This is a genomic window from Streptomyces sp. LUP30, from assembly GCF_001746365.1.
Classification (GTDB): Bacteria; Actinomycetota; Actinomycetes; order Streptomycetales; family Streptomycetaceae; genus Streptomyces.
Genome location: NZ_MJAJ01000001.1, coordinates 334734 through 358197 on the forward strand (window position 1 = coordinate 334734; position 23464 = coordinate 358197).

22 protein-coding genes and 1 pseudogene are annotated in these 23464 nt (G+C 69.2%); 6 read left to right on the forward strand and 17 right to left on the reverse strand.

The annotated features are described in order from the left end of the window. Positions 1 to 22: 22 nt before the first annotated feature. Positions 23 to 364, forward strand: a complete 342-nt coding sequence (locus BG482_RS01475; RefSeq protein WP_256096156.1) for an NUDIX domain-containing protein — start codon at positions 23 to 25, stop codon at positions 362 to 364. Then, positions 342 to 623 carry a hypothetical protein gene (locus BG482_RS44805; protein WP_069766936.1) on the forward strand — a complete coding sequence of 94 codons (282 nt, stop codon included), beginning with the start codon at positions 342 to 344 and terminating at the stop codon, positions 621 to 623. Before BG482_RS01475 ends, BG482_RS44805 begins: the two co-directional genes overlap by 23 nt. A 175-nt stretch (positions 624 to 798) precedes the next feature. Here BG482_RS44805 and BG482_RS01485 read toward each other — a convergent pair whose 3' ends face one another. Further along, positions 799 to 2226: a non-reducing end alpha-L-arabinofuranosidase family hydrolase gene (locus BG482_RS01485; protein ID WP_069766937.1), complete on the reverse strand. Its 1428-nt coding sequence runs from the start codon at positions 2224 to 2226 to the stop codon at positions 799 to 801. A gap of 362 nt (positions 2227 to 2588) precedes the next feature. Next, a complete protein-coding gene (locus tag BG482_RS01490) occupies positions 2589 to 3011 on the reverse strand; it encodes a pentapeptide repeat-containing protein (protein ID WP_069767053.1) in 423 nt (140 codons plus the stop codon). Here BG482_RS01490 and BG482_RS01495 point away from each other — a divergent pair. Beyond that, the gene (locus BG482_RS01495; protein WP_141746522.1) at positions 3010 to 3246 is read left to right on the forward strand and encodes a hypothetical protein; all 237 of its coding nucleotides are present in this window, start codon (positions 3010 to 3012) and stop codon (positions 3244 to 3246) included. The genes BG482_RS01490 and BG482_RS01495 overlap by 2 nt on opposite strands. Before the next feature lie 423 nt (positions 3247 to 3669). Here BG482_RS01495 and BG482_RS01500 read toward each other — a convergent pair whose 3' ends face one another. From BG482_RS01500 to BG482_RS01520, 5 genes are all read right to left on the reverse strand, one after another. Beyond that, positions 3670 to 4194, reverse strand: a complete 525-nt coding sequence (locus BG482_RS01500) for a transposase (RefSeq protein WP_370745733.1) — start codon at positions 4192 to 4194, stop codon at positions 3670 to 3672. Continuing rightward, on the reverse strand, positions 4191 to 4730 hold the full coding sequence (locus BG482_RS01505; protein WP_069766939.1) for a winged helix-turn-helix domain-containing protein: 540 nt from the start codon (positions 4728 to 4730) through the stop codon (positions 4191 to 4193). Before BG482_RS01505 ends, BG482_RS01500 begins: the two co-directional genes overlap by 4 nt. A gap of 277 nt (positions 4731 to 5007) precedes the next feature. After that, positions 5008 to 5568: a potassium channel family protein gene (locus BG482_RS01510; protein ID WP_069766940.1), complete on the reverse strand. Its 561-nt coding sequence runs from the start codon at positions 5566 to 5568 to the stop codon at positions 5008 to 5010. 191 nt (positions 5569 to 5759) lie between these two features. Further along, positions 5760 to 6335 (reverse strand): hypothetical protein, encoded by a 576-nt coding sequence (locus tag BG482_RS01515; RefSeq protein WP_069766941.1) that lies wholly within the window; start codon positions 6333 to 6335, stop codon positions 5760 to 5762. Positions 6336 to 6699: 364 nt separating this feature from the next. Continuing rightward, on the reverse strand, positions 6700 to 8064 hold the full coding sequence (locus tag BG482_RS01520; RefSeq protein ID WP_069766942.1) for a glutamate decarboxylase: 1365 nt from the start codon (positions 8062 to 8064) through the stop codon (positions 6700 to 6702). A gap of 85 nt (positions 8065 to 8149) precedes the next feature. Here BG482_RS01520 and BG482_RS40315 point away from each other — a divergent pair. After that, a pseudogene (locus BG482_RS40315) lies at positions 8150 to 8365 on the forward strand (transposase); the annotation flags it as partial. An 82-nt stretch (positions 8366 to 8447) separates the two neighbouring features. On the opposite strand, the gene BG482_RS01525 reads toward BG482_RS40315, so the two are convergent. Then, complete coding sequence (locus BG482_RS01525) at positions 8448 to 9716, reverse strand: MFS transporter (protein WP_069766943.1); 1269 nt, start codon at positions 9714 to 9716, stop codon at positions 8448 to 8450. 550 nt (positions 9717 to 10266) lie between these two features. Here BG482_RS01525 and BG482_RS43335 point away from each other — a divergent pair. Further along, a complete protein-coding gene (locus tag BG482_RS43335) occupies positions 10267 to 10662 on the forward strand; it encodes a hypothetical protein (protein WP_141746523.1) in 396 nt (131 codons plus the stop codon). Between the two features lie 83 nt (positions 10663 to 10745). Here the strand turns inward: BG482_RS43335 and BG482_RS01535 are convergent, their stop codons facing one another. The 9 genes from BG482_RS01535 to dnaK all read right to left on the reverse strand — a co-directional run bounded on the left by BG482_RS01535 (position 10746) and on the right by dnaK (position 21140). Then, positions 10746 to 11879: a hypothetical protein gene (locus BG482_RS01535; RefSeq protein WP_176741280.1), complete on the reverse strand. Its 1134-nt coding sequence runs from the start codon at positions 11877 to 11879 to the stop codon at positions 10746 to 10748. Positions 11880 to 12053: 174 nt separating this feature from the next. Beyond that, positions 12054 to 13808, reverse strand: a complete 1755-nt coding sequence (locus BG482_RS01540; RefSeq protein ID WP_069766945.1) for a cyclic nucleotide-binding domain-containing thioredoxin-disulfide reductase — start codon at positions 13806 to 13808, stop codon at positions 12054 to 12056. Beyond that, entirely contained in the window at positions 13808 to 14071 is a 264-nt protein-coding gene (locus BG482_RS01545; protein ID WP_069766946.1) for a UBP-type zinc finger domain-containing protein, read from the reverse strand. The genes BG482_RS01540 and BG482_RS01545 overlap by 1 nt, the downstream gene beginning before the upstream one ends. Before the next feature lie 95 nt (positions 14072 to 14166). Further along, on the reverse strand, positions 14167 to 14625 hold the full coding sequence (gene trxA, locus BG482_RS01550) for a thioredoxin (RefSeq protein WP_069766947.1): 459 nt from the start codon (positions 14623 to 14625) through the stop codon (positions 14167 to 14169). Further along, complete coding sequence (gene clpB / locus BG482_RS01555; protein ID WP_069766948.1) at positions 14622 to 17261, reverse strand: ATP-dependent chaperone ClpB; 2640 nt, start codon at positions 17259 to 17261, stop codon at positions 14622 to 14624. The genes trxA and clpB overlap by 4 nt, the downstream gene beginning before the upstream one ends. Continuing rightward, on the reverse strand, positions 17252 to 17659 hold the full coding sequence (locus tag BG482_RS01560) for a chaperone modulator CbpM (RefSeq protein WP_069766949.1): 408 nt from the start codon (positions 17657 to 17659) through the stop codon (positions 17252 to 17254). Before BG482_RS01560 ends, clpB begins: the two co-directional genes overlap by 10 nt. Next, positions 17656 to 18609 carry a DnaJ C-terminal domain-containing protein gene (locus tag BG482_RS01565; RefSeq protein ID WP_069766950.1) on the reverse strand — a complete coding sequence of 318 codons (954 nt, stop codon included), beginning with the start codon at positions 18607 to 18609 and terminating at the stop codon, positions 17656 to 17658. The genes BG482_RS01560 and BG482_RS01565 overlap by 4 nt, the downstream gene beginning before the upstream one ends. Before the next feature lie 6 nt (positions 18610 to 18615). Next, on the reverse strand, positions 18616 to 19224 hold the full coding sequence (locus BG482_RS01570) for a nucleotide exchange factor GrpE (protein ID WP_069766951.1): 609 nt from the start codon (positions 19222 to 19224) through the stop codon (positions 18616 to 18618). 8 nt (positions 19225 to 19232) lie between these two features. After that, entirely contained in the window at positions 19233 to 21140 is a 1908-nt protein-coding gene (dnaK, locus tag BG482_RS01575) for a molecular chaperone DnaK (protein WP_069766952.1), read from the reverse strand. Positions 21141 to 21741: 601 nt separating this feature from the next. Between dnaK and BG482_RS01580 the strand changes: the two genes are divergently transcribed. Next, on the forward strand, positions 21742 to 23436 hold the full coding sequence (locus BG482_RS01580; protein WP_069767056.1) for a CdaR family transcriptional regulator: 1695 nt from the start codon (positions 21742 to 21744) through the stop codon (positions 23434 to 23436). Positions 23437 to 23464 lie beyond the last annotated feature (28 nt).

Genomic DNA, 23464 nt, shown 5'->3' on the forward strand with positions numbered 1-23464 from the left:
CTCCCTCTCTCACATCCGTACCGTGGTCACCGCCTACCTGGACCGGCACCCCGGCGAACGACACGCTCTGGCCGGCCTGCTGGCAGCCCCGGACGCCGTCGCCGACGCCGCGCCGACCAGCCGCACCGCCCTTCCTGCCCACGTCACGTGCAGCGCCGTGGTGATCGACCGACACCGGCGGGTCCTGCACATCCGCCACGGGGCGAGCGGAGGACTGCTGCTCGCCCGCGGCGGGCACGTCGAGGCTGACGACGACACTCTCCTGGCCGCGGCTCTGCGCGAGGTCAAGGAGAAGGCCGGGATCCCAACCTCGGCTCTCGTCCTTCGACCTGATCGGCCAGGTGCCCTCGCCGCCGGTCCTTGAGCCGGACGGCAAGCACGGCACCAGGCAGCTCGCGCGGCCACACCTGGACGAAGACGAGATCGGCGCCTGCATGGACAGCGACACCCGTGCCGCCCGCATCCGAGTCCTGTCCACCCTCGCCGTACGGAAGTTCACCCACCTGTGGCGTGCGGACAAGATCGCTCGTGCCCTCAGGCCCGTCTTCACCGCGCCGACCGAAGAGGCCACGCTCGAGAACGAGACCGCTGCCTTGAAGTGCGTCTACGTGGTCATCATGTAACTCCAACCACCGTGGGGTGTCCTCGCGTAGTCGCAGCAGAAACCCCAGCCGGCGCGCGGCTGGGGTTTCTCAGGGTGGTGCGTTTCGGTCAGCGGGTGGAGTCGTCCGCGTCGCAGACGGCTCGTCTACGCGTTGGCGGACCGCACCGCGTCGGGGTCACCGTTGATGGGGTGGGTCAGCGCTGCAGGGTGAGCAGGCCCGGACGGTAGGGCAGCAGCGCGTAGGAGGTGGTGTCCCCCGGGGGCGGCGGGGTCCTGCCCTGGTAAAGGAGCTGCAGGTTGCAGGCGTCGACGGTCATGGTCTGGTCGGGGTTGTTGCGGACCAGGTCGCCGTGGCTGATGTCGTTGGTCCAGGTGGCGCCGCTGTTGGCCTTGCCCGCGAAGGGGTTGGTCTCGGTGGCGGCCTGCGGGGTCCAGGTACCGGTGAGACTGGTGGCGGTGAAGGAGCGGAAGAAGCGCTGCTCGGACGCGCTGCGGGCCTCGACGATCATGAGGTACTGGTTCTGGCCCTGGACCTTGTAGACCTGCGGTGCCTCGAAGAGGTTCTTCTCCGTGTCGCTCATGATCGTCGTGTACGACGAGCCGAAGCTGCCGGGGAAGTTTCCGATCGGCATGCCCGCCCGGTAGATCTTGCCGTTGTCGCCTGCGAAGAACAGGTACATGTTCTGGCCGTCGGCGATCAGGGTCGGGTCGATCGGGACGCCGCCCTCACCGGCCGGGAAGCCGGCGGTGAACAGGTCCTGCGGCGCGGACCAGCCGTTGGGGTTGGTGGGGTCGCTGGACGTGCGGTAGGTGAAGGTCCAGTTGGTGCCCCAGCCCAGCGAGGCCAGCACCCAGATGTTCTTGGGCGCGAAGTAGAACAGCTGGGGGGCCACCGCGCCCTGGTTCATCTTGGTCTGGGCGGCCGTCGCCATGTCCGACCAGTTCGTGAAGGGAGCGAAGCCCATCGAACCCCAGTTGCCGTCGGAGTAGGTCGCGTAGACCATGTGCTTGCCGTTGTACGTCGTGGTGGTGAAGTCCTTCAGTGCCGCCCACCCGTTCGCCGGCTGCGCCAGCGCACCGGTCGACGTCCAGTGGTACGTCGACGGAAGCGAGCAGGAGGTCGTGGTCAGGCCGGTCCACTTCTGGTTGCCGGCGCCGGTGCAGGTCCAGATCTGCACCGCCGTCTGGTTGGCCGTACCGCCCCCGGAGACGTCCAGGCACAGCCCGGACTCCACGCCGACGATCGTGCCGTCGGCGTTCGCCCGCCATTGCTGGTTCGCGCCGCCGTTGCAGGTGTAGATAGCCACCCGGGTTCCGGCCGCGGTGGCGTGGCCCGGAACGTCCAGGCACTTGTTGCCGTACACGGTCAGCTGGTTGCTGTCCGTCAGCGTCCACTGCTGGTTGACGCCGCCCGTGCAGTCCCAGATCTGCATGAGCGTGCCGTCGGTCTGACTGAAGCCCGGCACATCGAGACACCGGTTGGAAGCGGCACCGCGCACGGCGCTGGTGGTGGCCGCCTGAGCCGGGTTGGCGACGAGCATCGCCGCCAATGAAACGAGAGCCGCGATGACGGCGGCGAGCACTGCAGACAACTGTCTGCGGCGGGAACTGCGTTCGCGCATGGGGACCTCGTATTACGTGAGTGAGCGGGTTTCCGGTTGGCCCCGTCCAGAGCTGTGCGGACCTCGATGCGACACGACCCCGACGTTCGCCATCCCGAACAAAGGTCGAAGTATCGAGCAAATGGATGATAGGGAACCGGTGGACCGCGTCAATATGTCGCGCAAGAATTCGCGAGCCGAAACATTCCCGGCTGACAGCAGCCGACTTCAACTCGGCTGCTGTTGCCGGTCCTTGGCGTGAGAGGGAGGTGGCCGTGCGGGCACCGGCTTGGTGATCACGCAGGTGTCCTACGCTCAATGATCGCGAGGGAGCCCCGCGCCTGCTGACGCAGGCGGGTCCATGTGCCTCGGACATCGGCCGATCACCCGATGATGGGCCAGCCGATGACCTGGTCGAGATGTAGGTCGCGGAGGACGGCGTTGTCCAGCTTGATGCCGGTGGCGTTGGTCAACCCCCGGGGCGGAGTGCCAGTGAGGACCTGCCCCAATCGCGCGCCGGTCAGGTCCGCCGACCGGAGATCGGCGCCGGTCAGATCGCAGCCCGCCAGGGAGACTCCTCGCAGGGATGCGCCGCTCAGGTTGACCCCGCGAAGATCGCACAGCTTGAAGCGGCAGCCGTCCAGGGTGGCTTGACGCAGATCAGCCCCGCGAAACGAGCACCGCGTGAACCACAACTGCCGCAAGCTCACCGATACGAGATCACCACCGTCGAAGGACTCCCGATGGAGAGCCGCATACCGAGGGCGGGACGCGAGGTCTTGCTTTGCCGTCACCACTCTGTCCATGCCGGACATAGTGTCAGCCGTCGGGGCGGCCATCGGCCCGGTCGGACTCGACCTGCTCAGCCTGACGCACGACGCGGCTCCTGTACTCACCCTGGTCGAGGCCACCCTGACACTGGTCCTGTTCACCGACGCGATGTCCGTGCGTCGACGTGAGCTCCGCCTCGACGGGTTCCTCGTGAACACCATCGGCGCCGGCACGGCGGTCATGGCCGGCCGCCGGGAGAAGAGGGCGTAGCCCGCCGTCACGGCGGCCACCGCCGCCCCGTCCATGCGCTGTCAGTCACCCCGCCCTCGCGTCGCGGACCTTCCATCCGCGGCACCACGGAGCCTGCGGTGCCCGTCGCCCACGGCGGCCCCCGGCGTGGGGGAACCGCCCGGCCGACGTGCGTCTCCCCCAGTCAGACGGTCCACCGGGTGAGGGGGCGGTTACGGCCTCCCGTGGCCACAGCAACCGAACACCCAAGGTCGAGTTGGATGGAACTCGGCGCTTTCGGCCCAGTTGCGCGCCGTGGCTGACCGTTCGATCTGGCACGTATGCGGCACGTGCAGCAGAACTACCGGACGCAGGGTTCGCGGTGGAGGCGGTCTCCGAACGAGCCGGTGTGGGCAACCGGATGGCGGAGGTGCGTCAGTACTGAACTTGATTGGGTGATCTCGGTCAGTCGCTTATGGACAGGTCAGTCCCGGTGAGGCAACCGTCGATGAGCTGTGGGCGGTACTGGATCATCTTGAGCTTGCGTTTGACGGCTTGCGTCAGCTGATCGAGGTTGGCAGTGGCGAGGTTGCCATGTCGCGCTTGACCAGCGACAAGCGCCTTCCTTGGGGTTGAGGTCTGGTGCGTAGGTGGGTATTGGAAGACAGTCAGCCAGTGGGCGTTGGCCTCGAAGAACGCTTTCAGCGGTGGCACGAGGTGGATGCGGGCGTTGTCCAAGACGAGCACGATGGGGCCGCCGAGCTGGATGCGGGCGCGGACGATGAGATCGCGGAAGTCGCGCCAGGCGAAGCCCTTCGGCTCGCCCTCGCGGCCCCGGTACTCGCGGATTGCGTAGATCAGCCGGGACCGTTCGCCTGGTCTGTAGCACGCCATGCCGGCCATCGAGACCTGACCGGAGCCCCGGTCGCGCACGCGGACGACCGGCGTGTGCCCGATACGGCCCCAGGTCCTGGCGCGTGGCGGCGTCATCGACTGTCCGGCTTCGTCCTCGAAGACGATCCAGCCGTTGCACGCCGCCGCGGCGCTTTTACCCGCGGCCGCACCTCCTTCTTCCAGAGTTCCACCGCCGCGTCGTCGCGCTCGATCGCCCGGCGAGCGGGTTGCTGCCACGACCAACGGTGCCGCTTCAGCAGACGCCACGTGCCTTCGACCGTGTAGGACACGTGGAACAGTCGGCCGATCAGCGTCTTCACCCTCGCCAGCGTCCACCGCTGATCCACCCAGCCGTGGGCCAGCGGGCCGCGCTCCAACTCCCGCTCCAACCTGGCGATCTGCTGCTCAACGAGCCTCGGGCGCCCTGGTGATCCCTTCGACAACACCCCTGCCTCGCCGCGCTCGCGCCACTGCCGACGCCACCGCTCCACCGACCGCTCCGACACCCGCAGCGCGGCAGCGATCTCCCGGGTCTTCTCCTCACCCTCGAAGCGTTCCACTGCCTGTTGCCGGATTCGCTCCCGCACGGCCCTCTCGGCGTCGGTCAAACCGCCGCCCTGCGCGTACCTCACGATCCGGGGCTGCTGAAAACGAGGGAGGGATGTCAGGCGAACGGCTCCTACATCACCCAATCAAGTTCAAGTAGCCGCGCCATGCTGTCGTCCGAATTGAGCAAGATCCATCCTGAATGAGCTGGCGGGAGGGTTGACCTACGGCTGGGTGGGTGTGCCCGCGCCGACCGGGGGAGAGATCACCGGAACTGATCGTCCGTCGGTCGTGTGAACCGGCCGGGATCTGCACTCAGTCCAGGTGGCGGCGTCCCCACGGGGGCCCGCCCCGGTGCCCCGGTCATCCGGCGTGCGCAGAGTCATCTGGCTTGTCCTGTGCACGTCGCTGTCTTCCGAGGTCTACCGCGCTGACAAAGACTCTGACTCCGAAACCGAGCAGGAGGAGGTCCAGGAGCATCTGTGCGGTCACGACCAGCCGGGCGGCGTCGGTTTTGGGTGCCATGTCGCCAAAGCCGACAGTTGAGAACACTGTGACGCTGAAGTACAAAGCGCCGGTGCGTGTCATCGGCTGGGTGAAGTAGGAACCGTCCGCCTGCTCCGTGAGGAAGTACGTGGCGGCGAACGCCAGGATGTACAACGGCACCGCCACGGCGAGTGTCTCGATCGCCCGCAGGCCAGGGTAGTGCGAACGGGTGATCCCCCGAATCCGCCAGGCCAGAACGGCGACAAAGACAGCCAGGCACAGGACCAGCAGCAGCACCGTGTGTGTATCCAGAACGCTGTTCATCGGCAAGACGTAGTACAACACGACCAGCAGCACGGCAGTCACCAGCGCGCGCAGCCCCGTGCGCAGGAAGAGGGAGCGGCGCTGCCGGGGGGTGGGATCACCCAAGGTCGCCATCGTCGTCTCTCCTCAGCCATGGACCAAGACGTTCCCTTAGGCGTCGGGGCACCCCCTGCCGGCCCTGGTTCGCGCGTCTTGACAGCGCCGGCCAAAATGTTCGCCATCCTGCCACCGCGCGTAGCCGCATTTCACTGGAACGGGACGCTCAAGACCTGACGGGGCACGCCTCGTCTATTCGGCGGTCGATGTCAGTTTTCCGTGCTTGGGGGCTCGCCGAGAGCGGCGCGCACCCAGTCGTGCTCGCTGCCCGGCTCGAGGTCGGCCAGGAACTCCGAGCGTGTGCCGTCCCAGCTGGCGATGGCCCGGTCGGCCGCTCGCGCGGCGACTGTCTTTCGTGTTTCCCCATCCTGGCAACCAACCAGGAGGATGGCTGCGGACGGGCCAGCCTGAGCGAGAATCCTGTGGGCGGCTTGTTCATCCGATCCAACGTGTCCCTCGTGCACGTGGCCAGCATGACCGCCCCTTTTGGCGCCTCTCAGTATCGACATCGTGCCCATGAACCCGACCATCCACGACAAAGAGATGCGGAGGAGGGCGTCCGCAATGCCCGCACCCGTCAGCACTCGGGACTGGGTGACCTTCAGCGAACCGTCCTTGTTGCCGCTGATCACGACGGCGGCCACGTGACCCTTGCCGGCCTTCTTCCGGAACTCCCGCCCGAGTGAGGCCAGCATCCGCTCGGCGACATGACGGTTCTCGAAGCTAGCGAGGACTACCGACCTCTGCGCGACGGGACGGACTTCCGGGGCCGAATCCGCACCCATCCGCCTCCTCCTCTCGCCACTCGATAACGCCGTGACAACTCCTGCGACCAACTCCGAGTCTCACACGCCCCCGCCAGGCTGGCATCACCCATCGCCCGGACGAGCGTCCCCCCTGCCGCGAGCACCCAGCTCCCGCCGCCGCCGGCGCCAGCGTTTAACGGACCGCCTCTCACCCGCAACGCGGCAACGAATCTCCGGGTTCTTCTCCGCGCCCTCACAGTGAACTGCCTCCAGCAGGGTCCGCTCCCGCGCGGCCATTCTCTGGTTCGGTCAAGCCGCCGCTCGGTGCGTATCTCACGGGCCGGAACTTCTGGAGCTGCCCAGCACCTGACAGGCGAACGGCCCCGACATCACCCAATCAAGTTCAGTAGCCGGTGCCGCGCTTGACCTGGGCCCGCTCGGTCCGATGGGTCGCACCCTTGTCGTCCAAGGTGCGGCACGCGTCGGCGATGTCCTGGCTCAGGCGATCGATCTGCTCGCGACTCAGGGTCTCCTTGACCAGGGCACGCATGATCTTCACCTTCTCCGCGTTGGGCGGGAGCGTGTACGCCGGGACCATCCAGCCGCGCTCGGCCGAGAGTTGCCAGGCGATGTCGGACTCGTCGTAGGCGTGCTTGCCGGCGAGGCGGAAAGCGACCAGCGGCAACTGTTCGAGGTCGCTGCCGATCACTTCGAAGCGGCCGCTGCTCCGCAGGTTGTCCGCCAGCGCTTGGGCGTTCTGCTGCATCATCTTCATGACGTAGGTGTAGCCCTGACGGCCGAGCCGGACGAAGTTGTAGTACTGCGCGAGCACCATTGCCGCGCCGGTGGAGAAGTTCAGCGTGAACGTCGAGTCGATCTTGCCCAGGTAGTTCTCCTCGAACACGAGGTCCTTGGGCAGGTCGGACTCCTCGCGGAAGATCAGCCAGCCGATGCCGGGATAGACCAGGCCGTACTTGTGTCCCGAGACGTTGATCGAGCGGACCTGCTCGAGCCGGAAGTCCCATTTCGAGTCCGGGTAGAGGAAGGGCCACACGAATGCGCCGCTGGCGCCGTCGACGTGGATCGGGATGTCGAGGTCCCGCTCCTTGCGGACGTCCCGCAGAAGCTTGTCGATCCCGACGACGTCGTCCTTGTGGCCGGTGAACGTGGTGCCGAGGACGGCGACCACGCCGATCGTGTTCTCGTCGAGGTGGGGCTCGACGTCCTCCGGTCCGATCGTGTACTTGCCCTCCGCAAGCGGCACGATCCGCGGTTCGACGTCGAAGTAGCGGCAGAACTTCTCCCACACGACATGGACGTCCCCGCCGAAGATGAGATTGGGCCGGTCGACCGACAGGCCGGCCGCCTGGCGGCGCTCGCGCCACTTCCACTTCAGCGACAGCGCGCCGAGCATGATCGCCTCGGACGAGCCCTGGGTCCGGCATCCGGTCGTCGTGCCCGGTGCGTGGAAGAGGTCGGCGAGCATGCGCACGCAGCGCTGCTCGATCTCGGCGGAAATGGGGTACTCCGCGTGGTCGATGAAATTGCGGTGGAGGTTCTCCGCGATCAGCCGTTGCGCCTCCGGCTCCATCCAAGTGGTGACGAACGTGGCGAGGTTGCGCTGTGGGTCGCCCTCCATGGCGAGGTCCTCATCCACCAGCCTCATCGCGTCCGTCGCGGCCATACCTTCCTCGGGGAAGGTCTCCGAGGGAGCAGGCTCGGTCAGGAAACGATTACCGAAAAGGGCCCAATCGTCACGCTTTGTCATGCGGCGATTCAAACAGCGCCGGTATCTGCCTCGGTGAGGGACACGCCGAGGCAGGGGGCGAGGCTCCGAACTCGCCGCGCCCCTGCGCGCTACGGAACGGATCGAGGACCTGCTGGAGACCCGTCCTCTTTCCATGGTCCTGACGTCGATGACGGGAGTCGGCGTCAGGACCGGAGCCCGCATCCTGATCGAGGTCGGCAGCGGCAGCACCTTGCCCACCGCCGGCCACCTCGCCGCCTACACCGGTCTCGCCCCAGCAACCCGGAGCTCGGGCTCCTCCTCCGTGGAACAGCCCTCCCGGAGACCTGCGCGGCGGCCGGCACGGTGGAGGTCCCAGCGTCTCCGGCGCCGGAAACCCCGCACGCGCCTGCTGTCGGCGGCGTTCACCTCCGCTCGGCGACCATGCGCAGGGCCGGCTCACGGCGGAGCCTGATGAAGGTGACGGCCAGGGCCACAGCCTGGACGACGGCGCAGCCCAGCACCGCTCTGCCCAGATGCGCGGCAGGGATGAGCGCGACGAGGATGCCGGCGGCGGGGAAGGGCAGCAGCAGGATGAGCATGGTCAGCGAAAGCGTGGCCCCCAGCGCCGTCGACGGGATGACCATCGAGCGCACGGTACGCAAGACGACCGTGAGGCCGCCGTCACCCGCCATGAAGAGGGCGACCAGGATCGTGTAGGCGAGGAAGGACGACGCCTGCGGTACGCCCAGACAGGCCAGTGAGGCGAGTATCGCGGATACGGCCCCCACCACCCACAGGTCGAACCGGCTCAGCATCAGACGGCAGCACGTGATCGCCAGCAGGGTCGCCACCGCGGCGGCGGACCACATGGTGCCGACGCTGGCGGGCGAGCGGCCGAAGGTCTCCACGGCGATGACCGGACTGGCGGACTGCAGCAGACCGAGGGCGAGGTTCGAGCACGCCAGTCCCCCCACGAGCCACCCCAGGGCAGGCAGTCTCACCAGAGTGCGCAGGCCCGTGCGCAGCCCGCCGGCCCCTCCTGCCCCCTCCCTGGATGCGGCACGCAGCGGGGTCGGCGGGGTCTGAAGTGCGAGGACTGCAGCGGACAAGGACACCACGCTCAGACATCCGAGCATCCATCCAGGCCCGGCCAGGAGGAGGAAACCGGCGAGCAGCGGACCGATGACCGTGGCCGTCTGATCGATGCCGACCAGGACCGCCTGTATCCCGTGCGGCCGGGCTTCCCCGCGCCGGATGACGACCGCTCCGACAGCCTCGTTGGCGACGAATCCGAACTGGGAGAGGACACCGGTCAAGGCCACCAGCGCCAGAAGAACCGACGTCTGCGTGGTACCCCGCGGAAGGATCATCAGGGCGATCGCGCAACCCGCCACCACGGTGGCCCGGCCGAGGGACGAGAGGAAACCCACGATGGCCGCCCCGCGACGGTCCACGACGTTCCCGGCCAGGACGAACGCCGCGATCCGCGGCGTCCATTCCAACGCGAACGCGAGACCCGTCAAAGAGGCGGAATTGGTGATCGTCAGGACCAGAAGCGGCATCACGTACGTCGACATGGAAAATGCCAGCGCATCACCCGCACGCGGACCATAGATCCGCCGAAAAAGCCCGCCGGGCGGAAGGGCGGCATGTCGACCGGCAGGCCGGTCCTCGTGCACAGTGAGGGCCACGAACGGGAGGCTTTCGGCGAGGTGTGCTGAACGGGGCGGAGAACGAGTCGAATTACCCGCGATGAAAAGCTATGCGCGGAAATCAGCTGCGCCGACAGCCGTGCGGAGTGACCGTTCTCGCAAATGTGACAGGAACGAGGAACTGACGCATCTTCGCCGACAGTTGACGGCTCAATCATACCTCCCCCTACCGCTCTCACGTGTCGAGTTCCGTCCAGCTCAAGGGTATGAGGTGATTTCGGCCGGATACTGAACTCCCCCGTCGGGCCTCGATGTTCGATACGTACCGCCAACTGCGGAATCGCACCCTCCGCGGCAGGGCCGCCGAGGAACGCGGACCCAGTCCCCTCCATCAGGCGATTAGCCGCAAAGAGCCCGATCCCGGCAATAGACGAGTACCAGGTTCCGACAGAGCGGGAGGAAGAGAACAGCGTGGCGATCGCCTGAAACGGGTCCCTCTCCAAAGTGCACACGCTCCGGCGAAACTGTGCCAGGCGGCTCCGATACTTCACCGGTTCCGGCAGGATCTCGGATGCTGCATGATCGAACGATGCTGGTCGAACTGGAGAAGGTCGCAAAGTTTCCTTGGAGTCCCTGGCTGGCCCAGGTCCGGACCCCATTCGGACGGACAGCGGTCCGCTGGTGCGGGGCCCAAAGTGCGAAGCCCGGCAAGTACCACGTTGAGTGGACGGTCGAAGAGAAGATCACCTGGGGACGGAACGCGAAACCGGCTGTCGGTGTCGGACCGGGAGTTCGTCCCGGGGGGCACTGCGTCGTACTACGCGGACGGCTGGACCTCACCGAGGACGGTGCCTTCGTGCTGGCTTTTGATGGCTCGCAGATTCTGCTGGACCTTGCTGATCCGCTGCCCGAAGGTGTTGCCGGCACGTGGGTCGAGCTCTTCGTCGAGCGCGAGAAGATCGCTCTGTACCCATACGAGCTCTGACCAGACGTCAGTCGTCGGCCGTGCACGGTGGCCTTGCATCCAGGTGCCGCCGGTACGGACGGCCCCCTCCAGGCGTCCGGCGCTCAGGTCTCCACGTGGCCGTCCTCGTCCTCTTGGAGCATGTGGCGACGTTCCTGTTCGCGCTTGGAGTAGGCGGCTGCCCGGATCGCCTCGTCGCTCTCCAGACCTGATCCCAGCGCGCCGCCCACCGTGGCGACCGAGGCGACGAACCAGGACAGCGTCCAGTAGTCCGTCGAGTCCAGCGGAGTCCGTGTCATGGAAGCGAATACTTTGTCGTTGAGGATGAACAGCGCCCAGACCAGGTTGACGATCATCAGACCCGCGTAGCACACGATCACGCCGATGCCCACGGTCAGGACGGTCGAGGCGTTGTAGAGCCTCGCTCTCTGCCTCGCCTCCCGCGAGACGTCCTCCGATCGATGCCACAGCTGCGCGTCCACGATCAGCCAGCCGATCATGAGCGCCACGGATCCGACCGTGGCGATCACCAGGCGCGGCGCGCTCAGGGCCTCGGCCAGGCTCCACACGGTGGAGTTCACAGTGGCGACCGCTCCCGTGGCGAGGGCGGCCGCCAGGGCTTTCGACAAGCCCGGCACCAAGCGCCACGGCCGGTTGGCGCGGACCATGCCGACCAGCACCCTCAGGTATCCGCGCGGCCCGCTGAGGACGTACCGAAGATCAGCGGTCTCCTCCTCACCGACCGTGCCCGGGTGAACCGGCGCGAGACGACCGACGAAGCGTCCCAGGGGCGGCTGCCCCTGCGGAGGTCCTCCGGCGCCGATGGCCGGCGCGCCCGCCAGGCCGAGCACGGCTTCCTCCACGGCCCGCCGGGCCCTCGTCTGCAGCCGCAGGGCCCCCAGCGTAGGAAGAGACAGCAGCGCCAAGCCGTGTTCGTGGCTCAGATCCACGACGAGCTTATGCCCGTGCGAGTGCAGCGGAAGGTCGGTGAGGGCCACGACGACGTCCCAGTTCTCCGCCTCTGCGCGGTCCAAGATCCGGCGCATGAGGGTGGGCAGGTCCTCGGTCCCGGCGGTGAAGGGCTCACTGACCACCTCGACGTCGAACCGTCGTCCCGGGCCCGACTTGTCGGCGAGTCGCGCGGAAAGCGTCCGGGCCATGCGGTGCGCGATCTCCGTGGGCGCGTCCGGATCCGCCAGGAGAGCTACGACCGTAACGCCCTGGGGCGACATGCGCATGACTGGACCCTTCTCATCGGCCGATCCCTCGATCACATGTACCCACAGGATGTCCCGGGAGGCATCGTCGACGCCGCGTGACACGCTGGCCCCCGGCGGTGCGCTGGACGGCGCGCACGGGCAGGACGGCCGTGTGGCGGATCGGGCCGTCCACGGAGTCGGTCGGGGAAAGCGTCAACGCCAGGACACGGGCTTGCCCGCCGCCGGCCGAGGCCCCTCGGGACCCGCGGTGCGGACCAGGTTGCCGTTCTTGTCCCGGTGCTCGTGCACGAGGCGGATCGCCATGGCGCCCTCACCGGCCGCCGAGGCCACCCGTTTGACCGAGCCGCTCCGGACGTCGCCGACGGCGAAGACCCCGGGAAGGGTGGTCTCCAGCAGCAGCGGGCCCCGCCCGAGCGGGTCCCAGCGGGTCACATCGGCCGCCGCCCGGGCGTCGGCGCCGGTCAGGACGAAGCCCTTCTCGTCCAGGGCCAGCACACCCCTGAGCCAGTCCGTGCGCGGCCGGGCTCCGATGAACACGAACAGCGCCGCGGCCCGCAACTCCCGGCGCTCACTGCTCGCGTTGTCCTCCACGATCAGCGACTCCAGCTGCTCCTCCCCGCAGACGCCCCGGACCTCGCTGTGGAGCAGCACCTCGATCTTCGGGTGCCGTTGCACCTGGTCCACCAGGTAGCGCGACATGTCCGCGTTGAGGTCCCCGCCCCGGACGAGGAGGTGGACCCTGGACGCGTGGTTCGCGAGGAACAACGCCGCCTGCCCTGCGGAGTTCCCGCCGCCGACCACGGCGACCGGATCCGCCTGGCAGAGACTGGCCTCGTGGACGGTCGCGGCGTAGTACACGCTGATGCCCTCCAGACGGTCGATGCCGGGCACTTCGAGCCTGCGGTACCACACGCCCGAGGCGAGGACCACGGTGTCCGCCCGGGTCCGGGACCCGTCTGTGTAGGTGACGACGTACTCGTCGTCCTGCGGGGTGAGCCCGTTGACCTGGGCCGGCACCATGAGGTGAGCACCGAACTTGTGGGCCTGGAGCACCGCGCGTTCGATGAGCTCGCCCCCGGAGATGCCCGACGGGAAGCCGAGGTAGTTCTCGATGCGGGACGAGGTACCGGCCTGGCCTCCGGTGGCCACGGCGTCGACGGTGATCGTGGTAAGGCCGTCGGAGGCGCCGTACACGGCGGCCGCGAGTCCGGCGGGACCCGCGCCCACCACCATCACGTCGCATCGCCCGGCTTCCGGCGAGGGGGCGGGCAGCCCGATGAGACGGGCGAGTTCGGCGTTGCTCGGATTGCGCAGCACCCGCTCGCCCTTCCAGATGACCACCGGAGTCTCCTCGGGACGGATGGCGAACCGACGCAGCAGTGCCTCCGCCTCCGTGTCCTTCTCCAGATCCAGCCAGCGGTGGGGCAGCCGGTTGCGAGCGGCGAACTCGCGCAGCCTCAGCGTGTCCGGTGAATAACACGAGCCCAGAATCCGGAAACCGGCGCCGAGGCCGATGAGCAGATACCTGCGGCCCAGGTAGGCACGGAGGATCAGGTCGCCGAGGAGGGGGTCGCGGCCCACCAGGGCGCGTTGCCGCTCCACCGGTACGGCCAGGATCTCGCCCGCCTCGCGCACCACGGCGGTGTCGAACGCCGCCTCGCCCTCCAGGAGCGCGAGTTCGCCCAGGAACCTGCCGGGTCCGTGCACCGCCACCGTGCGCTCCTCGGGGCCGCCGTGGTCCTGGAGGATCTCGACCGTCCCCCTGAGGATCGCGAGGAACTCGCGGAAGGGCTCGCCCTCGCGGTACAGCACCTCGCCCTCGGTGGTCCTGCGGCGCTCACCGTGCGCGGCCAGTTCCTGGAGCTGCTCCGGTGTCAGGCGCGGGAACGCCCCGTACCGGTCCGGTGTCTCACGGACCGCATCCCGCCCGTGCTCGGCCGCGCCCATCAGACCAGGGCCTCGTGGACGAAGCACCAGCGCCAGTGCTCTCCCGGCTGGAAGGACCGCACGACGGGGTGACCGTCGCTGCCCGCATGCCGTCGGGCGTGCTTGTTCGGCGAGGAGTCGCAGCAGCCGACGTGCCCGCAGGTGAGGCAGAGCCGCAGGTGCACCCATGGGGAGCCCTCCCTGAGGCACTCCTCGCACCCTTGAGGTGTACGAGGCGTCACCGGGCGCACCATCGCCAGGTGCGGGTCGGGAATCGTGGCCATGAGAGTTCTCCTTCCACGGAGGGCGAGGGCGGCGACCGGTCGATGCCGGGGCTGCGGCGCCGTAAGGCTCCCGCGAGATGACCGGCCCGTCGTGCTCAGCCTCCTGCGGTGGTCTGCCGGCCCGCCGTCGCCTGCTCGACCCACGAGCGAATGACGGGCGCGGGCGCCGCGCCGGCCTGCCGGGCGACCGTCTCCCCCCGGTCCAGGACGAGCAGGGTCGGCACCGCCTGCACCTCGAACCGTCGGCTCAGCCGCGGGTTCTCGTCGACGTCGACCTTGACGAGTTTGATCCGTCCTGCGAGGTCGCGGGCGACCTGTTCGAGGGCGGGGCTGACCATGCGGCAGGGACCGCACCAGGTGGCCCAGAGGTCGACGACGACCGGCTGGGTGGCGTTGTCGGCGACCTCGGCGAAGTCGTCGTCACCCGCGTCGACGATCCAGGGAAGGGGCTGCTTGCAGTGGCCGCATATGGGGCGTCCCTCGGCGGCCACGGGAATCCGGTTGCCGCGCCCGCAGTTCGGGCAGGTCAGCGTCGTCGTCCGGCTGGCGTTCACGCCGCCCTCCTGTCCCGGGTCCCCTCCTGCTGGTCGTAGGTGACCACCAGTTCTCCGTGTTCGGCGTCGACGCGGACCGTCGCGCCGTCCTGGACGTCACCGCGCAGCAGGGCGCGCCCGACCATGGTCTCGACCTCGTGGGAGATGTAGCGGCGCAACGGCCGTGCGCCGTACACCGGGTCGTAACCCTGGTGCGCAATCAACTTCCGTGCCTCTTCGGTGAGTTCGACGGTGATGCGGCGCTCGGCGAGCCTCTGCCGCAGTTCGTCGAACTGCAGCTCCACGATCCGCTCGATCTGCCGCTCGCCCAGCGGCTTGAACAGCACGATGTCGTCGACACGGTTGAGGAACTCCGGGCGGAAGTGCCCGCGCAGCTCGCCCATCACCAGGGCGCGCGCGTCCGGCTTGATCTCGCCCTCGGCGGTGGCTCCGTCGAGGAGGTGCTCGGAGCCGATGTTCGACGTCATGATGATCACGGTGTTGCGGAAGTCGACGGTGCGGCCCTGGGCATCGGTGATGCGGCCGTCGTCGAGCATCTGCAGCAGGGTGTTGAAGACATCGGTGTGCGCCTTCTCGATCTCGTCGAACAGCACGACCGAGTAGGGCTTGCGGCGCACGGCCTCGGTGAGCTGGCCGCCCTCCTCGTAGCCGACGTATCCGGGCGGTGCGCCCATGAGCCGGCTGACGGTGTGCCTCTCCTGGTACTCACTCATGTCGAGGCGCACCATGTTCTCCTCGGAGTCGAACAGGGCCCGGGCGAGAGTCTTGGCCAACTCCGTCTTCCCGACGCCGGTGGGGCCGAGGAAGATGAACGAGCCGATGGGGCGGCGTGGATCGCGGATGCCGGAGCGGGCGCGGATGATGGCGTCGGCGACGAGTTCGACGGCCTCGTCCTGGCCGATGACGCGCTCGCGCAGGATCTCGTCGAGGCGCAGCAGTTTCTCGCGTTCGCCCTCCTGGAGGCGGGCGACGGGAATGCCGGTCCAGGCGGCGACGATCTCCGAGATCTCCTCCTCGGTGACGACCTCGCGCAGCAGCCGGTTCTGCCCCTGTTTGGTGGCCAGTTGCTCCTCCTCCGCGGCGAGCCGGCGCTCCAGGTCCTGGAGGCGGCCGTAGCGGAGTTCGGCGGCGCGGTTGAGATCGTAGGCCCGTTCGGCCTCCTCAGCTTCGAGGCGGACCTGCTCCAGTTCCTGGCGTAGTTCCTGCACCCGCCGGATGGCCTGCCGCTCGGCCTCCCACTGGGCGTGTTTGGCATCGGCCTCGCCCCGCAGGTCGGCCAGTTCCCTGCGCAGTTCCTCCAGGCGGGCTCTGCTGGCCGGGTCGGTCTCCTTGGACAGGGCCGCCTCCTCGATCTCCAGGCGGGTGACGCGGCGGGTGATCTCGTCGAGTTCGGCGGGCATCGAGTCGATCTCGGTGCGCAGCCGGGCGCACGCCTCGTCGACGAGGTCGATGGCCTTGTCGGGCAGGAACCGGTCGGTGATGTACCGGTGGCTGAGGGTGGCGGCGGAGACCAGCGCGGTGTCCTGGATCTTCACGCCGTGGAAGACCTCGAGGCGTTCGCGCAGTCCGCGCAGGATCGAGATGGTGTCCTCCACGTCCGGCTCGTCGACCAGGACCTGCTGGAAGCGGCGTTCGAGGGCGGCGTCCTTCTCGATGTGCTTGCGGTACTCGTCGAGGGTGGTGGCGCCGATCATGTGCAGTTCGCCGCGCGCGAGCATCGGCTTGAGCATGTTGCCCGCGTCCATGGCTCCTTCGGCGGCACCCGCTCCCACGACGGTGTGGAGTTCGTCGACGAAGAGCAGGATGCCCCCCTGTGCGGCTTTCACCTCGGACAGCACGGCCTTGAGGCGTTCCTCGAACTCGCCGCGGTACTTGGCGCCGGCGACGAGGGAGCCCATGTCGAGGGCGAACACGATCTTGTCGCGGAGTCCTTCGGGCACGTCGCCGCGGACGATGCGCTGGGCGAGACCCTCGACGACGGCGGTCTTGCCGACACCGGGGTCGCCGATGAGGACGGGGTTGTTCTTGGACTTGCGGCTGAGGATCTGGGTCACCCTTCGGATCTCGGCGTCCCGGCCGATGACCGGGTCGAGCCTGCCGGCCCTGGCCTCGGCGACGAGATCGCGGCCGTACTTCTCCAGCGCCTCGTAGGCCACTTCGGGGTTGGCGGAGGTGACGCGCTGGTTGCCGCGGACCTGCGTGAGCGCGCCCAGGAAGGAGTCCCTGGTGATGCCGGCCCGATCGAGCAGCCGCCCGGCGGCGGTCGAGGAGCCCTCCTCGGACAGGGCGAGCAGGAGGTGCTCCACGGACACGTACTCGTCCTTGAGGCGTTTGGCCTCCCGTTCGGCGGCGTCGAGCAGGCGGCCGAGACGCTGGGTCACGAAGACCTGGCCGGGGGCCGCACCGGGGCCGGTGACCTTCGGACGGCGGGAGAGTTCCTCGCGCACGGCCGCGCGCAGTTCCTCCGGCTCGGTGCCGGCCTGTCGCACCAGCCGCGGGATCAGACCGTCCTCCTGACTCAGAAGTGCGAGCAGCAGGTGCTCCCCGTCGACCTCGGTCTGCCCCATGCGGACGGCCTCGGTCTGGGCCTCCTGCAGGGCTTCCTGGGACTTCTGGGTGAGACGGTTCATGTCCATGGGGGTGTTTCACTCCTCGTGCCGCGGCCGCGCAGAGCGGCCTCTAGCAGGCTGATGCGGTCGAGCAGGTCGAGCACCAGGCCGATGGATGCGTAGTTGAGGCAGAGTCCGGAGCGCAGCCGTTGGATGCGGGCGAGGGCTGCCGGGGCGGCGGGGCCGAACACCAGACGCCCCGCGGCGTCGCGCTCGGCGTCGACCAGGCCCAGAGCGACGAACCGGCTGATCAGATCGGGATGGAGGCCCGAACGACGGGCCACGGCAGCCAGGGAGAGCCTCGGGACGGGCACGAGCGCGTACCGGACAGCCGTCGAGGCGGTGACGTCGGCGCCGGTCCGTACCGGACGGTCGCCTACGCCGGCCCCGCTGATGCCTGCAGCTCCCACGGGTCGGTCGTTCATCGCGTCCTCCTGGGGTCGAACGAGGAGGTGGCGGCGAGTTCCTCGAACAGTTCGCGCTCCCGGGCGCCCAGTGTGGGCGGCACCATGACGCGGAGTTCGGCGTACAGGTCGCCGTTCGCGCCGCGCGGGTTCGGCATGCCCTCACCCCGCAGCCGCAGCCGCCGGCCGCTGGACGAGCCCGCGGGCACCGTGACCTTGGCCGTGCCGCCGCCGGGGGTGGGCACCGGCACGGTCGCGCCCAGCGCCGCCTCCCAGGGGGCGACCGGGACCTGGACGTACACGTCGCGGCCGTCCAGCCGGAACCCGGCGTGGGGCTGGATCCGCACCCGCAGGTACAGGTCGCCCGCGGCGGCGTCCCCGCTGCCCCGGCCGCCCTCGCCCGCCAGTCGGATGCGCTGCCCGTCGGTGACGCCGGGCGGGACGTCGACCTCGTACCGTCGCGGCTGCCCGGTGGGACCGGCCAGCGTGACGGTGCGACGGCCGCCCCGGTACGCCTCCTCGACGGTGAGCGGCAGCTCGGCCTCCTGGTCGGCTCCGGGGACGCCGCCCGGGGCGGCGCCGGCTCCGAACATGGACCCGAACAAGTCCTCGATGTCGATGCCTTCCGCGCCGAAGCCGTCGCCGAAGCCGGTGCTGTACCGGACGCGGGGGCCGCCCGCGCCCGCGGTCCGCCGGGCGCGGAAGCCGCCGCCCGCTCCGGCCGCGACCCGTTCGTCGAAGTCCTCGGGGACGTTGCGGAAGTCCTCGCCGAAGCGGTCGTAGCGGGCCCGGGTCTTCGGGTCCGACAGAGCGCTGTACGCCTCGTTGAGATCCTTGAAGCGTTCCTCCGCGTCCGGATCCTTGTTGACATCCGGGTGGTACTTGCGGGCGAGCTTGCGATATGCCTGCTGGATCTCGTCCTGGCTCGCGGTCCGTGAAACGCCCAGCACCTCGTAGAAGTCCCGTGCCATGACCGGTCACTCCCGCTTCGCGACCGTCACGGCGGCGGGCCTGAGCTGCCGTTCGCCGTCCCCGTAGCCGGGGCGCAGCACCTCGACGACGGTGCCCGGCGGGGCGTCGGGGTCCTGGACGACGCCGACCACCTCGTGCCGGGCCGGGTCGAAGGCTATGCCGGTCTCCGCGTGCCGCGGGTAACCGAGCAGTTCGAGGACGTTCACCGCCTGGTCGCGGACCGCCCGGACGCCCTGTACTACCGCACTCGGATCGGCGCCGGCATGGGTCAGGGCGAGTTCGAGGTTGTCCAGGACGGGCAGGAAGGCGGCGGCCGTACGGGAGCGCTCCGCCGTCCGCTCCCGCTCCAGTTCCCTGGCGTGGCGCTTGCGCAGATTGTCGAGGTCGGCGAGCGCACGCCGCCAGCGGTCCTCCAGTTCCCGGATCGCGGCCGTGTACTCGTCCTCGGCGGACGCGGGGCCGGCGGCGTCGGGTCCCGGTTCGTCGTGTGCCGCTTGCGGCCGGGGCGCCGGGGCGGATCGGGGCAGATCCCCGCGCGGAGGGCGCACGCCTTCCGCCGCCGACTCGACCGGATCAGCCGCGGCGGTATCGGGTTCCTGGGGGTGGCTCGGCATGGCGCGCCTCAATCCTTGTCGAACTCGGCGTCGATGACGTCGTCGTCCCCGCCACCGCCGCTCGGGCCGCCACCGGTCGCCACGCCCCCGGTGCCGTCCTGGTCGGGACCGCCTGCGCCCGCGCCCTGATGGGCAGCCAGCCCGGCGAGGACCTGCTGGAGTTCGGAGGTGAGGGGCCGCACGCGCTCCACGCCCGCCTCTTGCTTGACCGCCGCCCGGGCGTCGGACACGAGCATCTCGGCGCGCGCCTTCTCGTGCGCGGGCGCCGCGTCGCCCAGTTCGGCGAGGCGCTTCTCGACCTGGTACGCGGCGGCGTCGAGCTCGTTGCGGGCGTCGACGGCCTCGCGGAGCGCCTGGTCCTGGCCCTGGTTGCGCTCGGCCTCCTGGACCATGCGTTCGACCTCACCGCGGTCCAGGTTGGAGCTCTCGCTGATGGTGATGCCCTGTTCCTTGCCGGTGTCCCGGTCGCGGGCCTTCACGTTCAGGATGCCGTTGGCGTCGATGTCGAAGGTGACCTCGATCTGCGCTTCCCCTCGCGGCGCCGGCCGGATGTCGGTGAGCTGGAACCGGCCGAGCACCCGGTTGTCGGCGGCCCGCTCGCGCTCGCCCTGAAGGACGACCACATCGACGGCCGGCTGGTTGTCCTCGGCGGTGGAGAAGGTCTCGGTACGGCGCACCGGGATGGTGGTGTTCCGCTCGATGATCTTCGTCATCACGCCACCGCGCGTCTCGACTCCCAGCGACAGGGGCGTGACATCGAGGAGCAGGACGTCCTTGACCTCGCCTTTGAGCACCCCGGCCTGGATCGCGGCGCCCAGGGCCACGACCTCGTCGGGGTTGACGCTCATGTTGGGTTCCTTGCCGCCGGTCAGCCGACGCACCAGGGCCTGGACGGCGGGGATGCGGGTGGAGCCACCGACGAGGATGACCTCGTCGATGTCGCTCTCACCGACCTTGGCGTCGGCCATGGCCTGCTGGACCGGCCCCAGGCACCGTTCCACCAGGTCACCGCTGATCTGCTCGAACGTGGACCGCATGATCGAGTCGGTGAGATGCTTGGGCCCCGAGGCGTCGGCGGTGATGAACGGCAGGCTCACCTGTGTCTGTGTCACCGAACTGAGCTCGGTCTTGGCCTTCTCCGCGGCCTCGAACAGTCGCTGCAGCGCCTGCGGGTCTTTGCGCAGGTCGATGCCGTTGTCCTTCTGGAAGCCGTCCGCGAGGTGGTCCACCAGACGCCGGTCGAAGTCGTCACCGCCCAGGTGGCTGTCACCGGCGGTGGAACGCACCTCCACCACACCGTCGCCGACGTCGAGAATGCTCACGTCGAAGGTGCCGCCGCCCAGGTCGAAGACGAGGACGGTCTCGTGCTCCTTCTTGTCCATGCCGTAGGCGAGGGCTGCCGCGGTCGGCTCGTTGATGATGCGCAGCACCTCCAGTCCCGCGATCCGTCCGGCGTCCTTGGTGGCCGTGCGCTGGGCGTCGTTGAAGTACGCGGGTACCGTGATGACGGCCTCCGTGACCCGCTCCCCCAGCTGCTTGGAGGCGTCGTCGGCGAGTTTGCGCAGCACCTGCGCGCTGATCTCCTCAGGCGCGTACAGCTTGTCGCGCACCTTGAAGCGGGCCGCCCCGCCGTCGCCCTCGACGACGTCGTACGCCACCGCCCTGGCCTCCTCGGAGATCTCGTCGAAGTGCCGGCCGATGAACCGCTTGGCCGAGTAGATGGTGCCCTTGGGGTTGAGGATCGCCTGACGCCGGGCCAGCTGGCCCACGAGGCGCTCGCCGGTGTCGACGAATGCCACCACGGACGGTGTCGTGCGGTTGCCCTCGTTGTTGGGCACCACGGACGGCTCGCCGCCCTCCCACACGGCGATCACCGAGTTGGTGGTGCCCAGGTCGATGCCCACTGCCTTGGCCATGAGGAACTCCTCCCCGGTGCGGCACGCCTGCGCCGACTGTCCGGATCAGGTTTTTCAGGTATGAGTGGAATCTTCGGGCCGGGCCGGTTCACGAGGTGGAACAGCCGGCCGACCGGGACCCCGGGGTACGCAGCGCTCGCCGTGACGGGCGGCCCTGCCGTGGCGCATCCGGTCGATCACCTGCTCGCCGAGTGGACGTCCCGCCCGGTGATCACCCGTCCTCTCCATGGGAGACCCATGGAGAGGACGGGTGATCAACGGCGCGTGCGCTTCCTGGTGCGCCTCGCGCGAGGCGACCGGCCCGCGCTGCCGCTCGGCCGTCACCCAGCCCTTCCTGCCTGCGCGCACAGAGAATCTCCAGTCCAGGGTGGCGAGCCGGGCCCCTCCGCGCCTGCGCCTGACGGGTCGGACATGTGGGGGCCCGGTCACCCCACGGGTACGAGAGAATTGATGCGGGCATTTCGGATGAACCGGCCATAGGCGGGTAGGCGAAACAGCACTCGCCTCCCCGGAGACATCGGGGGAAAGGAGCGATCCCATGGGCGGCAGCCGTGCGCACGACCGGGAGGGCGGCTTTCCGCAGACCGGCGGGCGGCTCCCCATGGCCGCGCGGGAAGAGCCCCGCCCGCCCCCTCCCGCTCCGGCCGACCATGCCCTCCACGAACTCCTGGCGCTCTGCCGCACCCTGTTCGACACCCCGGACGAAGGCGAGATCCTGCGCCTGGCCATGGACCACATAGCCGCCGTGGGGCCGTACAGCGCCGAGGCCGGATTCCTCAAAGTGGGCGGCGACCTGGTCCCCAGCCCGAGGAACGGGCAGGTGCATGCCTCGGCCGTGGGCCGCCGGGTGCGGGAGCTGGCCGGGCAGGACGGCCCGGTGATCCTACCCGGCAGGCCCTGGGGCCGGGCCCTGGGACTGCGCGGACTCGAGGGACTCCACGGCTACCTCGTGGTGACATCCCTCTCCCGGCCCAGCAAGGCCGAGCGGTCCCTGCTCGCCACGCTCGTCCGGCACACCGCTGCCGCTCTGTCCGTCGCCTTCGCGCACCGCCGCCGACGCGAGGACGCGCTGGAGCTGCGCCGCCTCAAAGAGGAACGCACCGCCCTCCAGCGGCAGCTGATCTCCGTCGTGGCCGAGTTGGGATACCAGCGTGGCGTTCACGCGCTCATGGCCGATGTCGTCGCCTCGGGCGGCGGCGAGGAGGCCGTCACCCGGGCCCTGCACGGGCTCACCGGACTCCCCGCTTTGGTCGAGGACCGCTTCGGTCGGTTGAGGTCCTGGACCGGCATCAGCCGCCCCGACCCCTATCCGGAACCGGACCCCGTGCGCCAGGACGAGATGCTGCACGCCGTCGCCCGGGAGGTCGGACCGGTGCGGATCAAGGACCGGCTGATCACCCTGGTCCGCCGGCGCGGCGAGATCCTGGGTGTACTGGCCCTGGTCGATGTCCGGTGCGAGGCCGACGAGCACACCGTACTCGCGCTGGAGTACGCCGCCGCGTCCCTGGCCCTGGAGCTGGCGCACCTGCGCAACGTGGCCGAAGTGGAGCTGAGGCTGAACCGCGAGCTGGTCGACGACCTGCTGGCAGGGACGGGCGAGGCCAGCGCCTACGCCAGGTCCGAGGCCGTCGGACACGATCTGCACCGCAGCCACTATGTCGTCGTGGTGCAGTGGTCGAACCGGACCGTGGACGATTCCTTCGCTCAGACCGTGGGCCGGGCGGCCTCCGCCGTGGGCATGCACTCGTTGCTGACCCGACGTTCCGACCATGTGGTCCTGGTCGCCGACGACAGGCCGCACGCCCGCGCGCTGTACGAGGCGCTCGCCCGGGAGACCGGAACCCGGTCCGGAATGATCGGGGTGAGCGCCCCGTCCGACTCGCTGGACGACATCCCCCACCGCTACGAGGAGGCGCAACGCGCCCTGGAAGTACGCCGCCACTCCCGCGAGCGCTACGGCACGACGTTCTTCGACGAGCTCGGCCTCTACCGCATCCTGGGGCCCGGCAACGACTACCGGGAACTGGAGACGTTCGTCGACGAGTGGCTCGGGCAGCTCATCGACTACGACTCCCGTCACCACGCGACCATGGTGGACACCCTGTCCCGGTACTTCGACTGCGGCGGCAACTACGACGAGACGGCCGAATCCCTCGCGATCCACCGCAGCACGCTGCGCTATCGGCTCCAGCGCATCCGCGACATCAGCGGCAACGACCTCGCCGACGTCGAGGACCGGCTCAACCTCCAGGTGGCGACCCGAGTGTGGAAGATCATCCTGGGCGGCCCCGGCTGATACCCCACTGGAACGATCCGGACCGGGC